The sequence below is a fragment of the Spiroplasma endosymbiont of Panorpa germanica genome, assembly GCF_964019765.1.
GTDB lineage: Bacteria > Bacillota_I > Bacilli_A > Mycoplasmatales > Mycoplasmataceae > Spiroplasma_B.
In genome coordinates this window covers 351,176-374,664 of the sequence record NZ_OZ026461.1, presented here as the reverse complement: position 1 = coordinate 374,664, position 23,489 = coordinate 351,176, and the positions used below count along the sequence as shown (strand labels likewise).

General features: G+C 29.3%; 18 protein-coding genes and 1 tRNA gene. 1 reads left to right on the top strand and 18 read right to left on the bottom strand.

Annotated elements, in window-relative coordinates; translation table 4 throughout:
• Window positions 1–27: 27 nt before the first annotated feature.
• From AACK87_RS01745 to AACK87_RS01710, 8 genes are all read right to left on the bottom strand, one after another.
• Window positions 28–2,352: a ribonuclease HII gene (locus AACK87_RS01745; RefSeq protein ID WP_338972870.1), complete on the bottom strand. Its 2,325-nt coding sequence runs from the start codon at window positions 2,350–2,352 to the stop codon at window positions 28–30.
• Entirely contained in the window at window positions 2,333–3,238 is a 906-nt protein-coding gene (gene ylqF / locus AACK87_RS01740; RefSeq protein ID WP_338972868.1) for a ribosome biogenesis GTPase YlqF, read from the bottom strand. The genes AACK87_RS01745 and ylqF overlap by 20 nt, the downstream gene beginning before the upstream one ends.
• Window positions 3,239–3,394: 156 nt before the next feature.
• Entirely contained in the window at window positions 3,395–3,793 is a 399-nt protein-coding gene (gene rplS / locus AACK87_RS01735; RefSeq protein ID WP_422397191.1) for a 50S ribosomal protein L19, read from the bottom strand.
• Window positions 3,793–4,521 (bottom strand): tRNA (guanosine(37)-N1)-methyltransferase TrmD, encoded by a 729-nt coding sequence (gene trmD / locus AACK87_RS01730; protein WP_338972865.1) that lies wholly within the window; start codon window positions 4,519–4,521, stop codon window positions 3,793–3,795. The genes rplS and trmD overlap by 1 nt, the downstream gene beginning before the upstream one ends.
• Window positions 4,521–5,027 carry a hypothetical protein gene (locus AACK87_RS01725; protein WP_338972864.1) on the bottom strand — a complete coding sequence of 169 codons (507 nt, stop codon included), beginning with the start codon at window positions 5,025–5,027 and terminating at the stop codon, window positions 4,521–4,523. Before AACK87_RS01725 ends, trmD begins: the two co-directional genes overlap by 1 nt.
• On the bottom strand, window positions 5,017–5,271 hold the full coding sequence (locus tag AACK87_RS01720) for a hypothetical protein (RefSeq protein ID WP_338972862.1): 255 nt from the start codon (window positions 5,269–5,271) through the stop codon (window positions 5,017–5,019). The genes AACK87_RS01725 and AACK87_RS01720 overlap by 11 nt, the downstream gene beginning before the upstream one ends.
• A 24-nt stretch (window positions 5,272–5,295) precedes the next feature.
• Window positions 5,296–5,586: a 30S ribosomal protein S16 gene (rpsP, locus tag AACK87_RS01715; RefSeq protein ID WP_338972860.1), complete on the bottom strand. Its 291-nt coding sequence runs from the start codon at window positions 5,584–5,586 to the stop codon at window positions 5,296–5,298.
• Between the two features lie 77 nt (window positions 5,587–5,663).
• On the bottom strand, window positions 5,664–6,131 hold the full coding sequence (locus AACK87_RS01710) for a 23S rRNA (pseudouridine(1915)-N(3))-methyltransferase RlmH (RefSeq protein WP_338972858.1): 468 nt from the start codon (window positions 6,129–6,131) through the stop codon (window positions 5,664–5,666).
• 94 nt (window positions 6,132–6,225) lie between these two features.
• Here AACK87_RS01710 and AACK87_RS01705 point away from each other — a divergent pair, with 94 nt between their 5' ends.
• The gene (locus AACK87_RS01705; protein ID WP_338972856.1) at window positions 6,226–6,663 is read left to right on the top strand and encodes a GNAT family N-acetyltransferase; all 438 of its coding nucleotides are present in this window, start codon (window positions 6,226–6,228) and stop codon (window positions 6,661–6,663) included.
• Between the two features lie 80 nt (window positions 6,664–6,743).
• Here AACK87_RS01705 and leuS read toward each other — a convergent pair whose 3' ends face one another.
• The 10 genes from leuS to AACK87_RS01655 form a co-directional block, all read right to left on the bottom strand.
• Window positions 6,744–9,158 carry a leucine--tRNA ligase gene (leuS, locus tag AACK87_RS01700; RefSeq protein WP_338972854.1) on the bottom strand — a complete coding sequence of 805 codons (2,415 nt, stop codon included), beginning with the start codon at window positions 9,156–9,158 and terminating at the stop codon, window positions 6,744–6,746.
• Window positions 9,159–9,240: 82 nt separating this feature from the next.
• Window positions 9,241–10,941 carry an MATE family efflux transporter gene (locus AACK87_RS01695; protein WP_338972852.1) on the bottom strand — a complete coding sequence of 567 codons (1,701 nt, stop codon included), beginning with the start codon at window positions 10,939–10,941 and terminating at the stop codon, window positions 9,241–9,243.
• 59 nt (window positions 10,942–11,000) lie between these two features.
• Window positions 11,001–11,077: transfer RNA gene (locus AACK87_RS01690), tRNA-Ile, on the bottom strand.
• A gap of 67 nt (window positions 11,078–11,144) precedes the next feature.
• Complete coding sequence (locus tag AACK87_RS01685) at window positions 11,145–11,564, bottom strand: hypothetical protein (RefSeq protein ID WP_338972850.1); 420 nt, start codon at window positions 11,562–11,564, stop codon at window positions 11,145–11,147.
• Window positions 11,565–11,755: 191 nt separating this feature from the next.
• A complete protein-coding gene (locus tag AACK87_RS01680) occupies window positions 11,756–12,361 on the bottom strand; it encodes a 4Fe-4S single cluster domain-containing protein (RefSeq protein ID WP_338972848.1) in 606 nt (201 codons plus the stop codon).
• The gene (locus AACK87_RS01675) at window positions 12,354–14,159 is read right to left on the bottom strand and encodes an AAA family ATPase (protein ID WP_338972847.1); all 1,806 of its coding nucleotides are present in this window, start codon (window positions 14,157–14,159) and stop codon (window positions 12,354–12,356) included. Before AACK87_RS01675 ends, AACK87_RS01680 begins: the two co-directional genes overlap by 8 nt.
• Window positions 14,160–14,167: 8 nt before the next feature.
• Window positions 14,168–15,259 carry a hypothetical protein gene (locus AACK87_RS01670; RefSeq protein WP_338972845.1) on the bottom strand — a complete coding sequence of 364 codons (1,092 nt, stop codon included), beginning with the start codon at window positions 15,257–15,259 and terminating at the stop codon, window positions 14,168–14,170.
• Window positions 15,260–15,273: 14 nt separating this feature from the next.
• Complete coding sequence (locus AACK87_RS01665; protein WP_338972843.1) at window positions 15,274–17,484, bottom strand: hypothetical protein; 2,211 nt, start codon at window positions 17,482–17,484, stop codon at window positions 15,274–15,276.
• Window positions 17,485–17,495: 11 nt separating this feature from the next.
• Window positions 17,496–21,338 carry an AAA domain-containing protein gene (locus AACK87_RS01660; RefSeq protein WP_338972841.1) on the bottom strand — a complete coding sequence of 1,281 codons (3,843 nt, stop codon included), beginning with the start codon at window positions 21,336–21,338 and terminating at the stop codon, window positions 17,496–17,498.
• A 154-nt stretch (window positions 21,339–21,492) separates the two neighbouring features.
• The gene (locus AACK87_RS01655) at window positions 21,493–23,460 is read right to left on the bottom strand and encodes an MOLPALP family lipoprotein (protein WP_338972839.1); all 1,968 of its coding nucleotides are present in this window, start codon (window positions 23,458–23,460) and stop codon (window positions 21,493–21,495) included.
• Between the last annotated feature and the right edge of the window lie 29 nt (window positions 23,461–23,489).

The following is a 23,489-nucleotide window of genomic DNA, read 5'->3' as shown; positions in this document are numbered from 1 at the left end:
TTTTAAAAATAGTCCTAAAGGTTGTTATTAATTCTTAAGATTCAAAAATTTATTTAGCTCACTGTTTAATTTTTTGAATTTAGCTTCCGCCTTACTCATATTTTTATCAACAACAACATAGTAAATTTTAATTTTTGGCTCTGTTCCACTAGGACGAACAGCCAATCACGAATTATCCTCAAAATAGAATTTTAAAAGGTCTTGTCCTGGCATATTGTAAAGACCATCGATATAATCTTCAATATTTTCAACTTTTAGTCCACCAAGCGATGAGAAAGGTTCGTTTCTTAATTTCTTCATAATTGGATCTACTTTTGATTTCATTTCCTCAGGTTTGAAATTTAAGTTAATTGTGTCTGTGTAGTAATAACCAAATTTTTTATAAATTTCTTCTAGAACATCTAATAGAGTTTTATTTTGTGTTTTATAATATCAAGTAGCTTCACTCAACATAATGGCTGCTTGAATTCCGTCTTTATCACGGGTTGATGCATCTAAAACATATCCAAAAGATTCCTCATAAGCAAAAACAAAATTTAATCCTCGTTCTGGCTCTTTTAAGATTTCCGATCCCATTCATTTAAATCCAGTTAAGGTTTTAATAATTTTCACACCATACTCTTCATTAGCAATACGGTCACCTAAATCACTGGTTACAAAACTTGAATATAAAGCCGGGTTTTCAGGAATTGATTGACTCAATTTCTGCTGGCTCAATTTTCAATTAATTAAAAGCGCTCCTGTTTCATTACCACTTAGGCGAATGTATTCTGAAGGTTTTTTTGGGTCTGGAATAGCAATTCCGATTCGATCAGCATCGGGATCATTTATAACGATTAGGTCCGCTTTGTTTTCAACAGCATACTTAATAGGAAATTCTCAAGCTGGTTCAAATTCTGGATTTGGATTACCAACATTTTTAAATGAAGGGTCTTCAAAAGCGTGTTCTTTGACTTGAATTACATCATAACCATATTTTTTCAAAATTGGAGGGGCAAATTCAATTCCAGTTCCATTAACATTTGAATAAACTATTTTAAAATTATCTCTTGGCGATCTTTTATAGAATTGCAAATTAGCAACCATTTCTACATAAGCTCCAATTGTTGATTCCCCGACAGTTTCTAAGAGATTATTATTTGGTTTGTATGTTCAACCAATAATGTTTTCAATAGCCTCCATTTCATTGGCAATGATATCTGTGTCCACAGGCATTAATTGACAACCAAATTCATCATAAATTTTATAACCATTATATTGAGCTGGATTATGACTTGCAGTAATTACAATTCCTCCAATACAATTTAAATGCTTGGTAGCAAAACTTACAACTGGAGTTGGTTTCATTGAATTGTTTTCAAACAAGTAAGCCTTAATTCCAAAACTTGTTAAAATTTCAGCTACTAAATTTGAAAACTCTGCTGATTGATAACGATTATCATGACCAATTACAACTCCACGATTTAAATCATTGGGATATTTTTTTATTAGTAACTTTGCATAACTTATAGTTACTTTCTTAACAGTGTACTGGTTGAAACGACCAGGTCCTGCTCCTAAAATTCCTCTAATTCCCGCAGTTCCAAATTCCAATTCTAATTCAAAAGCAGCCGAAAGTTCTTCATCACTTGCTGCCAATAAATCAACTTTTATTTTTGGGTCTAAGAAGTTATTCTCTACTCAAGATTTATAAATCTCGTTTTCTTTGTTAAATTTCATATAACTTACCTCTTTCAATATTTGTTTAATTGGTTTGTATGTTTTTCGATGGATTGGTAATACTCCATGTTTTTTAACCAACTCTTGGTGTCTAATTGTACAATACCCTTTATGCTTATCAAACTCAAATAAAGGATACTGTTGGTGGTAGTCCATCATAATTCTATCACGACTAACTTTGGCTAGGATGCTAGCTGCTGCAATTGATTGACTAAGAAAATCTCCTTTGATCAGGGGCAGGATTTCAAAATCATTAATTAAAATTTTTTCAGCATCCACTAGTGCTAGTTCAGGTTTAATTTTTAGATTTTTAATTGTTTCAATCATTCCTTGACGACTTGCTTGTTTAGGATTGAGAAGATCTACGCTTTGGTTATCTAGCACACAAATTTCATAGCAAACTGAATTTTGAATAATTTCAACAAAGAGTTTGTCTCTTTGCGCTTTAGACAAGAGCTTGGAATCTTTTATTTTCAAATTTTCATAATCATCTTTTAAGATTACAGAAGCAACAACCACAGGCCCCGCCATCGCCCCGCGTCCTGCTTCATCAGTTCCAGAAATAATTTTAACATTATTTTGGATTTTAATTTTTTGATCAAACTTTATTAAACTATCATTTAACTTCTTCATTTATTAAAAAACTTGGATTCTCAAAAGATATATTTTCTAGCTTATTTTTAAACAAATCGCTAATAAATAATTCCATTACTCTTTCAACGTCCCAAACCCCCTCCACAACTATTCACTGATTTTTCTTAGCATAATTTTCTAACATGGCCACACTGTCATCTAGTGAAAGTGGTTTATCGAAATTGAGATCTTCTTTAAAAAAATCTTCTAAATTTTTTTGATAGTTATTGTAAAGATTTTGTAGTAAAAGACAAACAAAACGTTCCTTGGGAATAACCTCTCTTTTAATGGCGTTAATAGCAGCTAAATTAATGGCCTCTTTTTCATTGCTAAACTTAGCTGGCAAAATTCCTGGTGTATCAATCAGAGTGATATTTTTATCAAGATTAATTCTTTGCATTCCTCTTGTAACTCCTGGTTTATTACCAATTTTAAGCTCTTTACCCTTAGCTAATCGAGAAATAACTGTTGATTTACCAACATTTGGCACCCCAATTACTAAAGCATTAATTTGAGGATTTACAATACCGCGATTTTTATCGCGATTTTGCTTATCTAAGGTTATTTTATTAATTTGCTTAATTATTTCACTAACTATTGGGACTGTTTTATTCTGAATCAAGTAAACAAAGTTACCCTTTGATTCAAAGTAATTTTTCCATTCTTTAACAACGTTCCCATCAGCCAAATCACATTTAGTAAAGACTAACAATTTGCTTTTATTGGCAAGAATTTTTTTAAAAATTGGGTTCTGAGAAGAATAAGGAGCCCGGGCATCCACAATTTCAATAATCAAATCCACAACTGGAATTTGTTTCTGAATTTCTTTTATAGCCTTATTCATATGACCTGGGAATCAATTAAAACTGGCCTTTTCTAAATCCATCAATTCACCTCTTTACAAGTATATTTTATATTATTTTTAATGTTTTAAGTTAAAATCCAAAAAATAATAATAGCAAATCGACCTCTTTATTATAATTATGATAAATTTTCATAAAAAAACCATTTTAGTTTTTACATCTAAAATGGCTCAATTATATTACTTATCTTTTTTTTCTACAGGTTTATTTTTAACTGGTTTAGCAGTCACGATTTCTTTAATACGGGCAGCTTTTCCTGATAATTTTCTGATGTAGTAAATTCTGGCACGACGAACTCGACCTCTTTTTAATACTTCAATTGAATCAATAATTGGTGAATGTAGTGGGAAAGTTCTTTCCACAGCAACTCCATTTGAAATTTTTCTTACAATAACTGAGAATGAAATTCCACTTCCTTGAGTTTTGATTACCAATCCTTCAAAGGCTTGAATACGGAATTTTTCCCCTTCTTTAATTTTAACGTTAACCTTAATTGTGTCCCCTGATGAAAATTTTGGTAAGTCATCACGTAATTGGACACTCATAAAGTCAGATGTTAATTTAGACAATGCGTTCATTATTTGTCTCCTTTCAATTTTTTTTCTTGATAAATTAATTTTTGATAATTTGATAAATTTTTTTCAATAATAATATCGGGTCTTTTATTTAAAGTTTTGAGCAAAGCTTGTTCTTCACGATAATTTTGAATATTTTTGTGATGTCCTGAGGTTAATACTTCGGGAACCAAGTGATTTTCAAAATTCAAGGGTTTTGTGTAAACCGGAAAATCCAGCAAGTCATTTTCAAAGCTTTCCAGTTCGTGACTGGCAGCCTCAATTACCCCCGGGGTTATTCGCACAAGAGAATCAACTAATACTAAAGCTGCTAATTCTCCCCCGGTAATAATAAAATCTCCAATAGAAATTTCAACATCAATGTAGTGCAAAATTCTTTCATCAAAACCTTCATAATGACCAGCTATTAAGATAATATGATCTTGTTTTTCAGAAATCTGACGAGCTTTTTTTTGATTTCAAGTTTCTCCTTGAGGTGTTAATAAAATCTTTAAACAATTTTTAGTTTCTACACTGCGAATCGCTTTAACCAGTGGTTCAATCATTAAAACCATGCCTTTGCCCCCACCATATTGATAGTCATCGACTTGTTTTTGTGGTGAGTTGGCAAAATCACGGATATCCACAATTTCAACTTCAACCTGATTTTTTTCTAGCGCACGCTTCATGATAGATTGTTTTAAGTAGTTATCAATAATATCGGGAAACAATGTTAATATCGAAAACTTCATTACATCAATTCCTTTAGGTTTTTCATAATAACTGATTCTAATTCTTCATTTATTTCCACTAAATATCTATCAACCAATGGTACTAACAAATCCTTTTGATCACTAAAATATTTAACTCTCAAAATTTTTTGAGCTCCATTATTCAACTCTTCAATAATTTCCCCAATTTGATTATTCTCAAATTCTACTTTGAATCCCAAATTGGTTTTAACTTTTGAAACAAGTGATTCGTCTCATTTAAATCAAACGTTCTTTCCTAAAAAATCCTGGATTTCATTAATAGAGTCAAAGCCTTTCAGTTTTATTATCAAATGTTGATTTTTATAAAAACTTTTTTCAATAACTCCTGGTAAGGTTTGAGAATTAGAAATTTCTATAAAAATTACTGCGTTATCTCATTGATTATTATCAATAAATTTATCAATAATTTTAAACTTCAATTCCCCTTTTATACCGTGACTTGTTGAAATTATGCCGACTTTAACTAGTTCATTTTTAATATCCATTATATACCTCAAACAAAATTTCTAGATTATTATCTTCGCAAATTAGTTTCGACTTAAAATTCATTATTTCACGAATTGAACTAAATATTTCACTAGCTCCTTTAAAAGAACTGTCAATAATATCTTGATCAACTACTATGAGATATTTCTGTTCAGCTTGTGATTTAGATAAATCTCTAACTTCGAAATTATTTTCATCCAGAAAAATGGCTTTTAAAAGTAGTTTTAAATCACTTAATAACACTTACTTATACCCGATTTCAAGACTTTACTTTTTAGATTTTTCAAGAGTTTTTTTATTTTCTAATTTAGTATTGTGAAATTCAGTCATAATACCTTGTTTAGAGAAAATATTTCTTACTGTATCTGTTGGTTGCGCTCCATCATTTAGTCATTTTAAAGCGATTTCTTTTCTAACTGTTACTTCACCATTGATTGGGTTATAAGTTCCAACTAATTCAATGTATTCACCATCACGTTTAACTCGTGCATCTGAAGCTACAATTCTGTAAAAAGCAGCTCTTTTTTTACCAGCTCTTTTTAATCTTAACTTAACCATTTTTACCTCCTTATTTAAATACTTGATAATATTATCTTATTCAAAAAGACTTGTCAAGTTATTTTACTTGACAAGTGTTATTTATGGTATTTTTCATTATTTATTATTTTAAAGCTACGATAAATTTGCTCTAAAAGCATTACTCTAAAAAGTTGGTGTGGAAAAGTTGCTTTGCCAAAACTGATCTTGTGAAATTGGGTTTTGAAATTATCAGAAAATCCTTCGCTGGGACCCACAATGAAAGCCAACTTACCTGACTTGAAATTCTTGTTATCATCGATGATTTTAGCGAAGTCCACAGAGTTGTAATTTACCCCATTAATGTCTAGCAAAAAAACCTCAAAAGTTGTGCTAATTTTTTCTAAAATAGTCAAAACCGCCTCTTCTTGGATTTTTTGTGCTTTTAACAACGACAACGAACTTTGTTCATTGAGTTCAATTACTTCAAAATCAGCAAACTTCTTAATTCGACTTAAATAGTCTTGATTAGCCTCTTTTAAGTAACTCTTATCCATCTTGCCAAAGGTTATTAATTTTAATTTCATAAGTTCCTCTTTTATCAAATTATATTATATCAATATGAAAGGACATATAAAATACATTCTTTAAAATGATATAATATTTTTGAAAGAGGTATTTATGAAATTTATTTGATTTAAAAAAGAACAAGACAGTAAAAATTGAGAGCAGGCCATGAAACTAAGAATTCAAGTTTTTTGCACCGAACAAGAAGTTGATGAAAGTCTAGAAATTGATGAAATTGATGATACAGCCTGACACTTACTGGGCTTTGAAAATGATGATTTAATTGGAGTGGGTCGCATTTTTCAAAGAGAAGGTAACACCTATGGTTTAGGACGCTTAGCTATTGATATTAAACATCGTGGTAAAAAATTGAGCGCTCCTTTAGTTCAAGAAATGATTAAAAAAATCAAAGAACTTGGTGGAGATGAAATCATAATTCACGCACAAGCATATATTCAAAAAATGTATGCTAATCATGGTTTTGCACTTACTACCGGAGAAGTTTTTGACGAAGATGGTATTGACCACATCGAAATGGTTTACAAATACTAAATATAAAAACCCAACAAAGTGATTTGGCAATTTTAATTGACCTACTCGTTGTTGGGTTTTTTTGATTCATATCAATGGTTTTATTTAATTACTAAGTTAACAATTTTATCAACTACAACAATCTCTTTAATAATTTGTTTACCATGCAAATAATTTTTGATATTGCCTTCATTTTTGGCTAACTCTAATAATTGATCTTTTTGAGTTCCAACGTTAACCAAAATAGTTGCTCTTAATTTTCCGTTAATTTGAACGGCAACAGTTGTATTGTTTTTTTGCATTTTATCAGCATCACTTTGAGGTCATTGTTGATAAGCAATCGATCCTTTGTTTCCTAAAACCTCCCAAAGTTCCTCACCAAGATGGGGCGCAAATACACAAAGCATTTTAATAAATCCCTCAGCATAAGGTTTATAAATCTCGTCTTCTTTATTGGCTGCATTCACAAAAACCATCATTTGTGAGATTGCTGTGTTATACTTTAAGTCCTCAATCATTTGAGTTACTTTTGCAACTGTTTCATTATAAATGAAATCTAAATTTTGGTTATTTTTAGTTGTGATTTTTTTATTAGTAATCAGACGATAAACTCGATCTAGTCATTTTCTTGAACCATCCAATCCTTTAAAGCTTCAAGGTAAAGCTGCATCAATTGGTCCCATGAACATTTCATAAATTCTTAAAGTATCAGCACCATGAGAATCAACAATTTCATCAGGATTAATTACGTTACCTTTTGACTTGGACATTTTCTCACCATTCTCACCAAGTATCATTCCTTGATTTAATAATTTTTGGAATGGTTCAGGAGTTGGCACTATTTTTAAATCAAATAAAACTTGATGTCAAAATCTAGCGTAAAGTAAATGAAGGACAGCGTGTTCTTGTCCACCAATATATAAGTCTACTGGTAATCATTTTTTAAATAGACTAAAGGCTTCTTCGCTTTTAATGTCTACAAAATTATTTGGACTAGTTGTTAAAATGTAAGCTAAGTAATATCAACAACTTCCAGCTCATTGAGGCATTGTGTTTGTTTCACGTCTAGCCTTTTGGCCTTGATAAGTTGTATTTACTCATTCTTTGGCATTTGCTAACGGAGACTCACCGGTTCCACTTGGTTTAATATAGTCGATTTTTGGCAATAAAACTGGTAGTTCGTTTTCTGGTATCAAAGCAATTGAACCATCTTCTAAAAATAAAAGTGGAAATGGTTCTCCATAAAATCTTTGACGAGAAAATAATCAATCTCTTAGTTTGTAATTAATTTTTTTATTTGCTATTTTTTTATCTTCCAAAAACTTAGTTATTTTTTTCAAAGCTTCTTTTGGGGTTAATTCATTTAAAAATTCAGAATTAATTATTTGAGTTTCACCAACAAAAGGTTTATCAGTTGTTTTTGACTTTTGAACAAACTTGATCGACAGTTTATATTTTTGAGCAAATTCTCAGTCACGAGGATCGTGAGCTGGAACTGCCATAACAGCTCCTGATCCATAATCTTTTAAAACATAGTCTGCAATATAAATTGGTAACTTTTCACCATTAACTGGATTTTTAGCATAAGACCCTGTAAAGACCCCTGTTTTTGGCTTAGAATCATCTTGACGATCAATATCAGTTTTTGACTTAGTTTCTAGAATGTATTTCTCTACTGATTTTTTTTGGTCATTTGTAGTTAAGTTTAGCACTTCTAAATGTTCAGGGGCTAAAACTAAATAAGTTACGCCAAAAATTGTATCAGCTCTTGTTGTGAAAACATTAATAACTTTTTTTGATTCCACAACTTCAAAGTTAATTTCTAGTCCTTGAGATTTACCGATTCAGTTTTTTTGCAATTCTTTGACAGAGTTTGGTCAGTCCAAATTTTCTAGTCCTGCTAAAAGTCTGTCAGCATATTTAGTGATTTTCAAAACTCATTGTTTCATCGGTTTTTTAATAACCTCAAAACCACCAACTTCTGAAACCATTTTTCCGTTTTGGTTTAGAACTTCTTCATTAGCTAAAACAGTTCCTAGCTCTTCACATCAATTTACATCAGCTTCTCTAGTTTCAGCTAAACCATTTTCATATAATTTTTGAAAAATTCATTGAGTAATTTTATAGTAATTTGGATCAGATGTGTTAATCTCCTTATTGTAGTCAAAACTAAAACCCAAAGTTTGGAGTTGTTTTTTAAACACTTGAATATTTTTGCTAGTAAACTCTCTTGGGTCATTTCCAGTTTTTAGAGCGTATTGTTCTGCTGGTAGTCCAAAAGCATCTCATCCAATTGGGTGGAGAACATCATATCCTTGCATGCGGCGAACTCGTGCAATTATATCAGTTGCAGTATAACCTCGTGGGTGACCAACGTGTAAACCTGCCCCTGATGGGTACGGGAACATATCCAAAATATAGGCTTTCTTGTCATTTTTGTTAGTGGTTTTGAATGTTTGATTTTCTTCTCAAAATTTTTGTCATTTTTTTTCTATTGCTTTATGTGAAAAATCCATAATTACTCTCATTTCTAATTTAATTTATTTTAACATAAAAAAAATCTTAAAATCACAACGGATAATAAGATTTTTAACTTAATTAAGTGGGATATTTTTTAGATTCGATTTCTTCAGCGACTTTTGATTGTTCTGCCAAATTAATTTTAGTAGTTTCGATTGTCAGGTTTTTTACTCAGCGTTTTTTTGAATAATTATAGTAGGCTCAAAACACTTTGATTATCTCTGTTGACATTAAAGCTAATTGAATTCAGATAATATCTAAAATGATTATTGATTTTGAATTCAAAGTTATTAATGTTGCTAAAAGAGGAATTTGAATTACTCAAGTGAATAAACCATCCATGATAAAGGCTGTTCATACAGCCCCACCCGTTCTCAGAGTCGAATAACAAGCATTGGAGATGGTTACTAGTGGATAAAATATTCCATAGAACAACAACATATAATGAGCAATTCTTTGTGCTTCGCGATTTGAAGAGGTAAAAATCAGACCCGGAATTCAAGGTGAAGTTATAGCTAAAATTCCACCAAAAGCCAAACCGATACCAACAGAAATTAGCATTAGATGCTTTGCATTATATTGGGCTTCATTCAAGCGGTTTGCACCCAATTCATTTCCAACGAAGGCAGAAATTCCTGCGTTCATTCCGTGATAAAGCGGTCAGAAGAACGACATAACAATAGTGCTATAAATGGCATTAGCTGTCAGGGCTTCAACTGAATAACTAGCACGAAGTTTTATTTGTAGTATCAAACTTGTTGCGGCAAATAATTCGTTCATAACAATCGGCATAGCTTTGCTTAATGAATTTTTCAAAATAGCACTTTGGACCACAAAACTTGTTCGATTGGGAATGAACTCAAACCTTTTAATTGAACAAAGCGAGACAACGAAAATTGTTTGAATAACTCTTGAAGAAAAAGTTGCTCAAGCACAACCCCCAACTCCTAGACCTTTAAAATCACCTAAGAAACTTGGGGCTGTTAAAAATACATTTAAAATACAGTTTGTTACCAAAGATATTATCGACATTCAAAATGAATAAAATGGTCTACGAGTTTCTCTAAGTGAAGTAATAACTGTTTGGTTTATTGATAAAAGCACGTAACTCATTGAAACTATGCGGTAATATTTCTCCCCTTGCTCGGTTGAAATTTTAGCAGCTTCAAATTGAAAATAATTGAATCAACTATGAATCTCTTCTGTTGAACTTGAAACTGATAAAAAACTATCGGGTTGTTCAGCTACAGGAACTCCGGTTGTAAATCATATTAAATGAGAAGTAATTCCTGGTATTCCTAGAAAGGCAAAAAACACAGTTACAATTAAAGCCACATAAAATTTTAAAGTTGTTATTTGACGCAACTTTTCATAGTTTCCCGATCCAAAATATTGCGCCGAGTAAATACCGGCTCCATAACAAAATCCTGATAAAATTGTGTACATCAGAATATAGATTTGATTACTAGCAGCAACCCCATTAACTGATAACTGACCGGCTGTATAACTCATTCCATCCCCAAAATAGTCATTTAAACGGGCGGCCTTTAGTTGTTCTCTTGTTAATAAATCTCAACCCGAACTATCAATTTTTTCATTCAACTGTGATAATCCCGGAAGATCTTTAATGAAGTTTACAAAAATATTATCAACAATATCAGTTGATGCCATAATAATTTCTTGAAATATGGCTCAAATTATAATCGCAAAGGCGGCTCCATATCAAGCCTTCGAGGCAAAAAATTTCTGCTTTTTAATAGATTTTAAATTTTCATGCATTTTTGCCCCTCCTTTTAAAATAAAAAATATCACCAAATTGGCGATACAAATTCTATAAATGGTCGGAATAAATGGACTTGAACCATCGACCTCACGCTTATCAGGCGTGCGCTCTAACCAGCTGAGCTATACTCCGAAAACCATTTACAATTATATGTTAAATAAAAAAATTTTTCAACAATTTTTAATTATTTTTTTACTTTTTAATCAAAATTGTACCTCTGAGAATCAGAACGCTCTTTTTTTGTGGGAGATTCATAGGTTCACTCAGCTATCAAATCTCCATGAGCAACAATTCGATTTGATTTTTTAAGAGTTAAATCCCATTTTGGATTGATTATAAATTCCAAATCAATTGAGGAGCTATTGTCATTAAATTTTTGCAAATCTATTTTGGCAATATGTTGAAAATTAGTAATAATATCATCGTATTTCTCTGTAATAAAAAACGATTCCTCAGATTGCTGTGTTAATAGGTTTATTTCAGCCAAACTTCTAAGAGCCGTAAAAGATATTTTATGATTTTTAGAGTGGTAGGTTAATTTAGCTTCCTGAATTGGAGGATAAATAGTTTCTGAATCGGGACGAATTCTAATAATTGCTGTCTTCCTTTCAAAATTCATAATTAGTTCAAATGATTTGTTTATAATAAATCCATCAATCGGGGATAAAATCTTTATCTTGTGTTTTATGGTGACACCTTCTCCTCTATTTAATTATTTTAATAAAGTTTGTAATCTAAAATCTAAAAATATTATATTTCTTAATTTAAAAAATACCACTCTTTTTTCAAAAAAGTGGTATTTATTTCAATCTAATTTTTTTTCTCAATATTAAATATATTTAGACCTTCATCGTTATCCAAAATAGAACCATCCCCATTGATTGTGGCGATAGAATTATTAATGTGAATATCAACTTCTCAAACTGATTTTTCAAAATAATCATCATTTTCAAAATGATCACTTATTTTAATAACTCTTTGGTTGGTGCTTCCGATTAAACGTCTTTTTTTATCCAGTTTTGAAGAAATAAATGGTCCATCAATAAGAATATCCACATTGGCCAAAATTTCAAAAAATTGTTTTTCTAAATTTTCATATAAAAATCCTGAAAATATGATAATATTTAATCCTAGTTGTTTTGTTTGTTCAACCAATTCTAAAAGCCCATCTGGTTGCAAAAAAGGTTCCCCCCCCAGAATAGTTAAACCCTGAATGTTAAATTTTTCTTTAGATTCCTTGATTTTTTCAACCAAAAGAGATACTGGAAGAAACATTTTCTTTTCAAAGCTTAGCATTTCTTGGTTACTACAATTTCTACATCCAATTGAACATCCCTGAAATCAGACCGCAAACCTTTTGCCCGGCCCTTCAATCACGGTTTGAGAGACAAAATTGTTAATATTTAAATTAGCCAATTTTCACCAAAAATTTTATTTCTTCGCGATCGACAACTGCTTCAATTTTTGTTCCCGGTTTAAGACTAACTTGATTTTCAAAAATAAACAGAGAAAGCGGATCGACAAACTGTTTTTCAAGAGCATTCAGGATGTCTCGACCTCCACGTTGTTCATTGGCTTCTTTTAAAATTATTTCAATCAATTTTTCAGTTATTTCGACATGAACTTGAATATGAAATTTTTCATATACAGCCAATTGAATTGGTTTTAGTTTTTGCTTAATAATTTTAGCTTTGGTATCATAATCAGTTATAAAATTGAACGGAATTATGTTATTTCCAAATCTACCTAAAAGTTCAGGACGACCAAGTTCTTGAGTAAAGAAGTCCTCCACAAATTTTAAGAATTTTTCTGAAGTAACTTCAGGCTTTGAAGAGGCGCTAACATGAGCTGACCCAATATTTGAGGTAAATATGATGATTGAATCAGTAAAACTTACGGTTTGTCCGGTATTGTCTGTTAAACGACCATCTTCTAAAATTTGTAAGAACTTATCAAAAATGCTTGAATCAGCTTTTTCAATTTCATCAAATAAAATAACTGAAAAAGGTTTTTGCTTTACAGCATTGGTTAGTTGTCCTCCACCTTCAAATCCTATATAACCTGGTGGGGCTCCAATCAATTTTTGATCACTATTAGATTGAGAATATTCAGACATATCAAATCTAATTAGATTAGCCTCATCATTAAACACAAATTTAGCAATTGCTTTGGCTAACTCAGTTTTCCCAACTCCTGTGGGACCAACAAAGAACAAAGTTCCCTTTGGTTTGGTTTTTTTTGAAGAATAAGCCACCCCAGATAGCCCGGTATACGCCTTGTAAATAACTGTTGCCACTTTATCAATCGCTGAATCTTGACCAATAACTCTCGATTTTAATTCTCTTTTTAAGTTTGATAACTTTTCATAATTCAAGTCTTCCCAAGGAGAGTCTTTATCCCCATATTTGTAGTTATTTAATGATTTTTCAAAAGTAGACATTTCATTGTTATTAGTGAATTTTGTGAACTGTGAAATTTCTTTTAAGGTTCATCCCTCAAAAGTATCGGTCAAATTTTCTACAAAATTTTTGTCATCTGCATCTGTAACTTGAATTTGATTTTTTAGCGAGGCAATGAAAGTCTTGCGCTCTTCACGATTTGGTTTTGGTAATGTCAGTGTTGTAACCTCAGGATTATTAAGGTATATTCTTGGAGGCAACTGAGAAAGTTGTTTTGTTATCAAAATTATTGATGAATCAGTTTTAGATACTTTAGATATTTTAAATTGATTTTCTTTCAAAGTTTTGCTTAAACTTATCAAATTATTTCTATCTTCTTCTAAAAGTTGTGTATCATTAAATATGAAATCAGAATAATCTAAAATGAAAACAACTTTTTTGTCATCATTGCGATTTAGATTTCTTCTTACTAGAGCAAAGAAGTTTTCTGGTTTTTTAAAATTAGGGTCTTTTTGGTCATTTTCAGGGTTACTTGAAAATAGTTCATCAATTTCATCGTATGACTCACCTTCAACTTTTTGGGTTTCTGGCATTAGAATTAAATCCTGAATCCCATGTCCCTTTAAGCCATCAATTTTGTCTCAAAATATTTGACTATTAACTTTTTTTGCATCCAATATTGATTTGATTTTTTTGTGAATGTTAACATATTCGTTATTATCCAAATAAATGTCATCCACATTACCTTCAACAATAATAACTTTTTTAATCCCTAATATATTTTGTAATTGTATAAATTGATTTCTTGTACTCATAAAACTCCTTATTTTGTTTTTTTCTTATTATTAACATTTTGTATCGCGCTCTCTTTTTTTGCGACGAAATTAGGTTTACGATAGACTGTTTGAAATTCCTCGCTAGTAGCAAGGCCAAAATCTCTTAATTTTTGAATAAAATCATCAGTATCATAATCGTGCTCTTTGCCTTCATATCCTTCAAAGTTATAAATGTAGCTACCATCTAGGTCGACTGCAAATTGCGCTGTTTCTCCAGTTGGTTTTTGAGCTAAAATCATAACTTTATTTCCCATTTTAGCTCTGACCACATCACTTTTGTTAACAACAAAACCAACATTTCTTATTGCCTGGATTATTTTAATTATAACCTCTTTTCGGATAACTTCAGAAGCTATTTGATGCTCTGTTTCATTTAAAAAGGCTTTTATTTTTTCTGAAGTACTATTCTCATTAATCGAAAGTTCAACCTCTTTGCTATTCGCCTTGATTATATCCATTAAATCGGGATCATCTTTAAACTGTTCAAGTTGAAAATTAACAACCCTGCTCAAGATGCTTTGAGGTTTGACAACAAAATCAGCCGCTTGTTGAAGTAAATGAGCTTGTATTGAATTAAGGCCTACATTAATCAAAGTATTTTGGTTTTCCTCAACATATTTTTTCAAAAAATTGTAACTTTCAGCATCGTTGATACTATCTAAAACTTTATCCACAGCCTCGCGAAATGAATTATAAGTATTGTTTTTTAAATTTATTTGAGTTTGTTCAATTTCTGATTTAATAACCTTAGCTTTAATTTCTAATGCCGCCTGCTTTATTAGTGCCACATCATCTACTTGGCGATTTAAATAGGAATTAATTTCTTTCAGAGTTTCTGTAGCTGTGTGAACATCTTTTGAAATTTTTTTATCAAGCGCATTTGTATTTAATTCGAATTGTTTTTCGTTCAATCTTTTCAATAACATGTTAAGCTCTTCATGGTAAATATCGGAGTTATCAATTTTTTCACAAGATGCTATAATCATTTTTATTGTATTAATCAAAAAATTTATATCATCAGAAATGTGTTTTACTTTTCTTTTATAGTCTAATAGTACTTCCTTGGCTGATTTGCTCATTTTAATCCTCTATTCTATCTCGCATAAATATCTAAAATCAATTGTTTAACATTGATCTTAGCGAAGAATCAATCATTTTTACTTGAGTTTTCTTCCTTGTTTACATATGCAATTTTAAATTCTAATGGGTAATTAAATAGAATTTTTGGCATATTTTTATTTAATTCTCCATTTAATTTTTGGTATTTTTTGATATTTTCAGATCTTATATTTCAAATTGGCGTTTTTATGTTAAGGGCAATTTTGCCTTCTAGATAGGTATTATATTCAGAATAATACGATGCCATTTTATCCCCAAGATATCTATAATAAGTTTCAAAATCATTTTTAATATTTTTTAAATTATTGAGCACATTAATTAGATTTTCAAAAAGACTAGCAAAAATTTGAGCTGCTTCGTCGTATTGTTTCTTATTAAAATACGACGTCATTATAATGTAGTTATTAAATAATTCAATATGATTTTTTAAAATTAATGAATTACTTGAATTGCTTAAATTTAAAGAGTCAAATTTGGGATTATTAACAAAACGTTCAGCTAACACCTTTAAACAATTAAAAATATTGAATTTCCAAATATCAATATCCATTTTTTTCAAAACTTCATCCATCTTTATTATCTGTTCAAGATTGAAATCTGATTTTACATCAAATAAAATCTTTTTAAAAACTTCCTTATTAAAGATGCTGTATTTACCCAAAATAGCAGGTAATGAAGAATGATTTTTTGAATTACCAATGTCGGATAATATTTTAATCATTATAGTTTCGTATTTTTTAAAAATAGCCTCAGTAGTTGATAATTTTAATAAAGACCCGAAATTTTCAAAAACTTCTCCTTCTGATATATCACTAATCAGTTTTTCTTCAATGACCTCAAAAGCGTTTTCAACATGATTTAAAGTTCTAATCATTTCAAAAAGATAAACCGCTTTGGAATACTCCTTAGTATTCATAGCTCTTTTAAATGTATTTGTTAATCCAAGACAAACACTTTCCAAAACTTTTCTTTGCTGATCGTTGGTATTATTTATTTTTTTGAAAATAGGTATTTCAAAATTCAAATTTGTTAGCGGTGTTTTTACTAAAGCAAAATTTGTAAAACCAGTATTGAAATTTAAGAATGAAACTGTTGAATTAATCAGTGTGTCATCGCTAACCTGATTTAGATAAAAAATCTGTTTGCCATCTTTAAATTCTTGCAATGATGTATTTGCTTTTGAGTTATAGATAATTATATATTTGGTATTTTTAGTTAGCTTTTTGAAATTCAAAACTTTATCTTCTGCAAAATAATCGTCATTATTCAATAAAAGAAGTTCACTTCTTTCATAATCAGGTAGATTATCATGACTAAAAATTTTCTCATCAAAAATAGTTTGGTCGATTACCCCACGTTTTGGTTCAAAAATTTCTAGTATCTTATGATTATACTGTTCAATGATGCTTTTGAATAAATCACTTCTAGCAGATTCGTTATCTTGAAAATATTTCAAAATCTTTTGATTTTCAGAGATAATGTTGACAGCTCCGTTATTTTTTATTTCAAGACTTATTTGCTTTTCACAAACAACCGAGTTTATTTTACTTGAGAATAGTAAATTATTAAGCTGTTTTGTATTATCATTGTTAAAGAAAACATCTTTTAAAATATCCTCTGATGAAAATCAATCATTATTTTCATGGAGATATTTATCTAATATATTTTCGAAATCTTTTTTATCAAGATTTTTGCTGAAATCATTTTTCATTTCATAATTGTAGGTACTAGTAAAATTTTTTTCAGAATTTGTATCCTTAATTTTGAATTCTTCGTTTATAAAATCATACTCAACAAAAACTCTTTTGTTTTTTGTTTCTTGAGAAATAACATAATTTTCAGTTTTAAAAACTTTTTTAATTTCTTCTTCAACGTCAAATTTTTCAATAGGCGAATTAAAATTTGAATCTCCTCGTGAAACTATATAATCAATTGAATTTAAAACTTTCTCCTTAATTAATTTATTTTTTTTAAGTTCAATAAAAGTTTTCTGAAAAATAGTAATTTCAGAAATATTAAAATCTTTTTTCAAAATCTCTTGCATAGTATCACTTCTATCGGGATGATCAATAATTATTTGCAGTATTAAAAATTCAAAAAGATTCGGCTTACGAGTTTGAAAATATTCAATCTGTAGCGGATTTGAAATTTTATAGTACTTCAATTTAATATTTTCAAAAATCATAACTTTATCTCCTATTCATAAATATCTTTAGCCGTTTTATAACCTTTGTGGAAGTTAATGTAAGACAATATATCATCATACACATTTAATGACTTAATTTTTAATGGATTTTCCATATCAGGTATCTTTACTGATACACCATTCGTTGTTCTTGATGAACCAATTATAATTAATAACTTTCTTGCTCTAGAAAAAGCTACATTGATTCTCTCGTATCGCTTAATAAATTTTTGTCCTATACTTGAAATTTTAGCAGGATTTCTGACTAAATTAACAATAACAAAATCACATTCCTTACCTTGAAAATCATCTACAGTGCTTATTATTACCTTCAAATTATTAATTGAAGAACTAATTTTTTTATAAGATCTTTTCATTTTATTAACATGGAGTCCGTACATGCAGATTATTCCAAGCGAAGGTTTTTCAGAAAAATTTGACTTTCTCTCCCCCACACTCTTATCGATTTTTTTTATCATTTCAATTGTTAAATCAATTTCTAAATCATTATAAAAACTTGTAGAAAAATCTTCGGTTTGTTCTAAAGATAATTCTCCATCAGCCCTGCGGCTTGAATCAACTCAGTAAGTTGAAATTTCTGGGGAAATAATACTATTACCAATTGATGAGGTTACTTTTAGGTTATGGAATTTTTTCAAATCGGTTTCATCTTCAATTTTTAAATAACCATCGTAAAAATTGTTAACAACTTCCATAATTTGTCGGCTACTTCTATATTGAACTTGCAAAGTCTCTTTAATTGTTGGGTTGGCTCTTGTGATTAATTTTTTAAAAATAGAATCATCAAGTAATTTATAAATTTTTTCAAAGTCATAATTCTTGTTAGTTTCTGCATTTATAAAATCAACTTCTGCTTGGGTTATTTTTATTAAAGGGGGTAACTGACGATAATCACCAACCAAAATTAAACTATGACCAAAAACCAAGGGCATTATTATTTCTAACATTGTAGCCTTACTTGCTTCATCGATAATTACTGTATCAATATTCAAATTATTTAAGTCAATTTTTTCTAAATCAACACTTTTAGCAATTTTATTTTTTTCAAAGTAAAATTGACTTGGTGAATTCAGAGTCATAGCATAAATATTTGTTAAATTTTTTATTAATATTGGTAGAAATTTTTTCGTTTCATTTAGCGTCTGGAAATTAAATTTTATTGAATCATTATTTTTATTCGAATCATAGTACAATTCATAATGATTCCCAAGGAATCTCAATGTTTTTTCGTAAATAGGTTTCAATTTTTGTTTATTATTTTCAAAAATATCTACTTTTTTATCAAGTTCTTGCAGTTTATCAGTTATTATTTTTTTATAATCATCTCTTAGGACATTTAAATTTTTACCGTAAAGACTATTAAAAATCTCAACTTTTGATTGAACTGCTCCCATTACCTCAGAAATACTTTTTTTAATTTTAGAGTGACTGACTAATAAATTATTTAATTCATGATTTAAAGAGTTAATTTTTGTTTGATCTGAATTAGAATTATTTTTTTTAGAAAAACTTTTAATTTTTTTATTAAGTTCACGATTAAAATTATTTAAAATAACATTTAAATTGCTGATATATTTATCTTTTTCAATTTCCAATTCTAAATCGTTAATTTCGTTTTTTAATTTGATTACATTTTCATATTCACTTGTAGCACTTAAACTAGACAATTTATTTTTTAAATCCAGTAAGTCGATATATGATTTGTTGTTTAAAACAAAACGATTTCAGATATAACCAATATTTTTATAAACATTCTCTGAAGGTTCTTTTGATATTTTTTGAAATAACAGATCCATATTTTTCTTTAAAACTTTTTCATAAACCTCAATAATAATTCTATTATTTGGAACTACTCCATCAAAGTTTTTTGTTTCTATATTTTTTGAAAGATTTTCTATTTGAAAAATATCCTCTTCTAAATCTTCGTATTCAATATTTTCAGAATTGAATTTTTCCTGGATTAAAGATATTTCACTCTTTATAGATTCTATCTTGGCTGAAATTTTTGAAAGCTCATCATTCTTTATTTTTACTGAATCGAAATCAGCCAGCATTTTTTCAATTTGCAACAACTCTTCTTTTGCTGATTTTAGATCTTCTCCGTTTTGAAAAACTTTATCATAGACAATCTTTCCAACTGAATTATAATAGTTCAACAATAATCTTTCGGGGGCAAAATTGTTAACATTTTTATTTTCTAAAAAAGAAACGTTGCTTAATCTCATTTTATAAAGATCGGGTTCTAAAGGCAGACGATCGATAACATTATTAATAGCCTCATGATTTTGAGAAGAAATCAATACCTTATTATTTCTGTTAGCTAATTGATAAACAATTTCAGAAATAACCTGAGTTTTTCCAGTCCCCGGAGGTCCTTGTAATAAAAAAATATCCTTTGAGTTTAGAGCTTTAACAACTGCAACTTTTTGTTTATGATTTAGTTCATTATAAAAGTTAACATTTTCTAAATTATATTCTTGCTCAGAGTTATTTACCTCAATTGATTCGGTATTGAATAAATAATTAGCTAGATAAGGGTTTTTAACTCATCCATTTCTAATTTTTTTTATGATGCCTCTACTTCTCTTGATAATTGTTTCGTCACCAATACCCAGATATGATAGGTATCCATTTTTTAAACTATGAAGTAAGTCATTTTTATTTAAATCTTCAATATCAAAATTCGTTATTTCATAGCTAACTGACAAAATTTTGTTATTTTCTATTGTTTCTAAACCATTAATTTCCTTTAATTGGTCAGGAAAATGACCTAAAATAGTTGTGCCGTTAGTTTTTCAATAATTAAATAAGCTACCAACTTCACGATTACCAACTAAAATATCTAATCGAATTTTTGAATCCACTCTTATTGCATTCTCCCCTAAACTTTTAAAATTCAAAATTGAATCAATGTTATTTTTTAATTGAGAAAAGTTTTGAATATTTTTATTAGAAGATATCGGTAATAAAAAGAGGTCATCCATTTTCTTTATTCGGTTAAACTTTTTGGATTCTAGGTCACTTATTATTTCAAATGTTACTATATTGACAATTTCATAGTTAATATTTTTCATATTAAAAGTAGATTCATATTTTTTATCAAAATATTTGTAATTAGAAGATACGAAGTGATCAATTGCCTCTTCGCTCAAAGAGCTTGCCATTTTTTTATCTATTTTTATAAACTCACTAATTTCACTATTTAAAAAGGGGATTGCTAAACGACGTTTAATTTCAAGAGAATCGTTCAAATAATCTAAGTAATTTTCTCACTCCAAAGCTTCATTTTCAAAGTTAGTTAAAAGTTTATTGATTTTTGAAACTGTTTCAGAGTTTAGTACATTTCTTTCCAAAAGCTCCTCATTACTAATTTCAGTATTTGAATAAATTACACGCGAACGACAATCCTTGATGACTGACTCAAAATATTGAGGTTTGCTAGTAAGTTTAGTAATAAAGATATTTTTGACATTTACAACAGCTCTCTTTGGGTCAATATCCGCACCAAAAGCCACACAGCATCCTAGAGGAAGTCTTGATTGATAAATATCAGAAAATTCAAATCTAAAAAGAAAATTAAATACTTCCTTCTGACCATTTTTAGAATTTTTCAAACCTACCGTGTTGGTTTTATTATCAACCAAACATAGAAATACTTGTTTTAACATTGTACCCTTAAAGAAACCTTCCAGGTCTGATAATTTATTTATGTTATCTATCTTAAAACTTGAGATAAATTCATCAAGTTCTTCAAGGTTATCCTTATACTTATTTTTAAAGAGAAAAAAGTCGAAAAATAATTCTTTGTTATCATGTGTAATTTCTTGCGACATATTTATTCCCTTTCTTTTTATCTAATTATAACATTTAAAGTTAAATTAACCTAAAACTAGAACGTTAATGTTAATCAAAAGATTGCTAAATAAATAATCCCTTTTAAAAATTTTAAAAGGGATTATTGGTGTATTTATGGTTTAGTAACGTTACCTATTTTCTATTTATATAATTAATATAAAATTTTTCACCCATCAGACTTGTTGTTCCGTCTGCTACTTTTGCATTTAATGTGTATTCCTTATTTTCATATTTTATAATTAAATTAAAGTCGGTGAGTTTTTTATTAGAATCATAAATTGGCTTTGATTCTAATAACGTTCATTTATCTTTTTTTAGCTTATTGATAAGCTCATTATTAAAATTATTTGAAAATCTTTCTAAACTATCTTTAACAATTCCTACTAATTTACTTAAGAATTTCAATAAATCTTTGTTACTCAAAATTTTGTCAAGATGAGAAAGAGGTGAATCAATTTTGAAGGTTTTGGTATTTTTATCAAATCCAAGAATACTTAAAAGCTTTTCGGGGTTCTTTAAAGCTTTTTCTAACACTGTCTTGTTATTATTTCCAGGTGCGTCACTTTTACCTAAAGAATTAATCAAATTAAGGACATCTTCAATTAGGATCCCCTGAGGCAGCTCAGGACTATTTCCACCAATAGCAGATTCTAAAAATTCTTTTAATGAAAGTACTTCACCTATTTTTAAATTATTTAATAAATCACTTAAACTGCCTTCACCAACAACACTTTCTAGAGCTGGAATTAATTTAGAAATAAACTTCATTCCATTACCACTATAAATTGAAAGCAATGGGTTTTTAGTAAACTCCTCGTTCTTTTGGATTTCTTCAATTGCTATTTTCAGATCACCACTAACGAATGGCAAAAGAACTTCTAGAGTTGGCTTTATGCTTTTTTGTTCTAAAATTCCTTTAATAAGCGGTATTATAGCAACATCGATAATAAAATCACTCTTAATCAATGTATCTAATAAAAACTGTCTAATAATTTTTAACAAACCATTATTATTAAGCAGCAAGATATTCAGTATTTTTTGAAATTGGAAAATATCTTTTTCGTTTCCTTTGGGAATAAGATATCTATTTATTGTTTTCAAAAATCTGCTAGGATTAAACTCTATACCTTTAGCAGAAAATTTTGAGTCCAACACTTTTTTTATTATATTTAGATTGTTTTCCTTAGCTGATCAAAGTTTAGTTGCTGTCGGGTTCTCGTATTTATCATAAGTTTCAAATTGTTCTATATAGTTATTAGTTATAATTAGAAATTTGATTATATTTGAAAGGAAAAGAGCGTTTGAAAAATCAATTGTCTCACCTTTAGTCAACTTCTGAATGGCTTTTGATACCAGCTTTAATCCAGTTTCTAAATTTTTATCATTTGTTCCTTCATCACTAGTTGGAATAGCAACAACCAAACCCTCACGCATTTCCAGTCCAGAAGACAAGGCATTTGCTAGGATGTTTATTGAATAACCAATTACATCTTTATAACTAAGTCCATCAAAAGCACTTAAATCAAATGTGTCAGCAAAATTTGTTAGGTTATCTTTACTTAACAATTTCAAAATTTGCTCAGTCAATTCTGGAGTTATAATAGAAGGTATCTGTTCACCAAAAACATCAAAAACTGCTGCTAAATTATTTTGTTCAACGGAGTCTATAAAAATAGACGCTACTCCTAATTGGAATTGAGTATCTTCTGAAACATTTTCTTTGCTATTTTTAAAAATACTTAGATTTGTTGACTTCGCTGTATCAGCAAAACTTCCATTTACGTAGATATTTTTATCTCAGAAATCGCTAACGGTTTTTATACCACTCAAGTCATTATCTTTTGAATCAAATGAATATTGGCTGTCTGTCAATTTAGTTTTACCAATAATTGTATTCGCTAAATAATTAATATTGTACCCGTCAGCATCTGCTAAGATGAATGGTTGAGCTGCTGCTAGTAAACCCTGTTCTAAATTTTTCTCATTTATTTTTTTAGGGGCTGGTTTAGAATTAGTTTCTTTCTTATGACATGCTATAGTTGTTGCAGCAGATGAAGTTATTAAACTCGCTGCTGCTAGTAAACTTAAAATTTTTTTCATTACATTTCCTTTCTTGTTTACAATAAGGT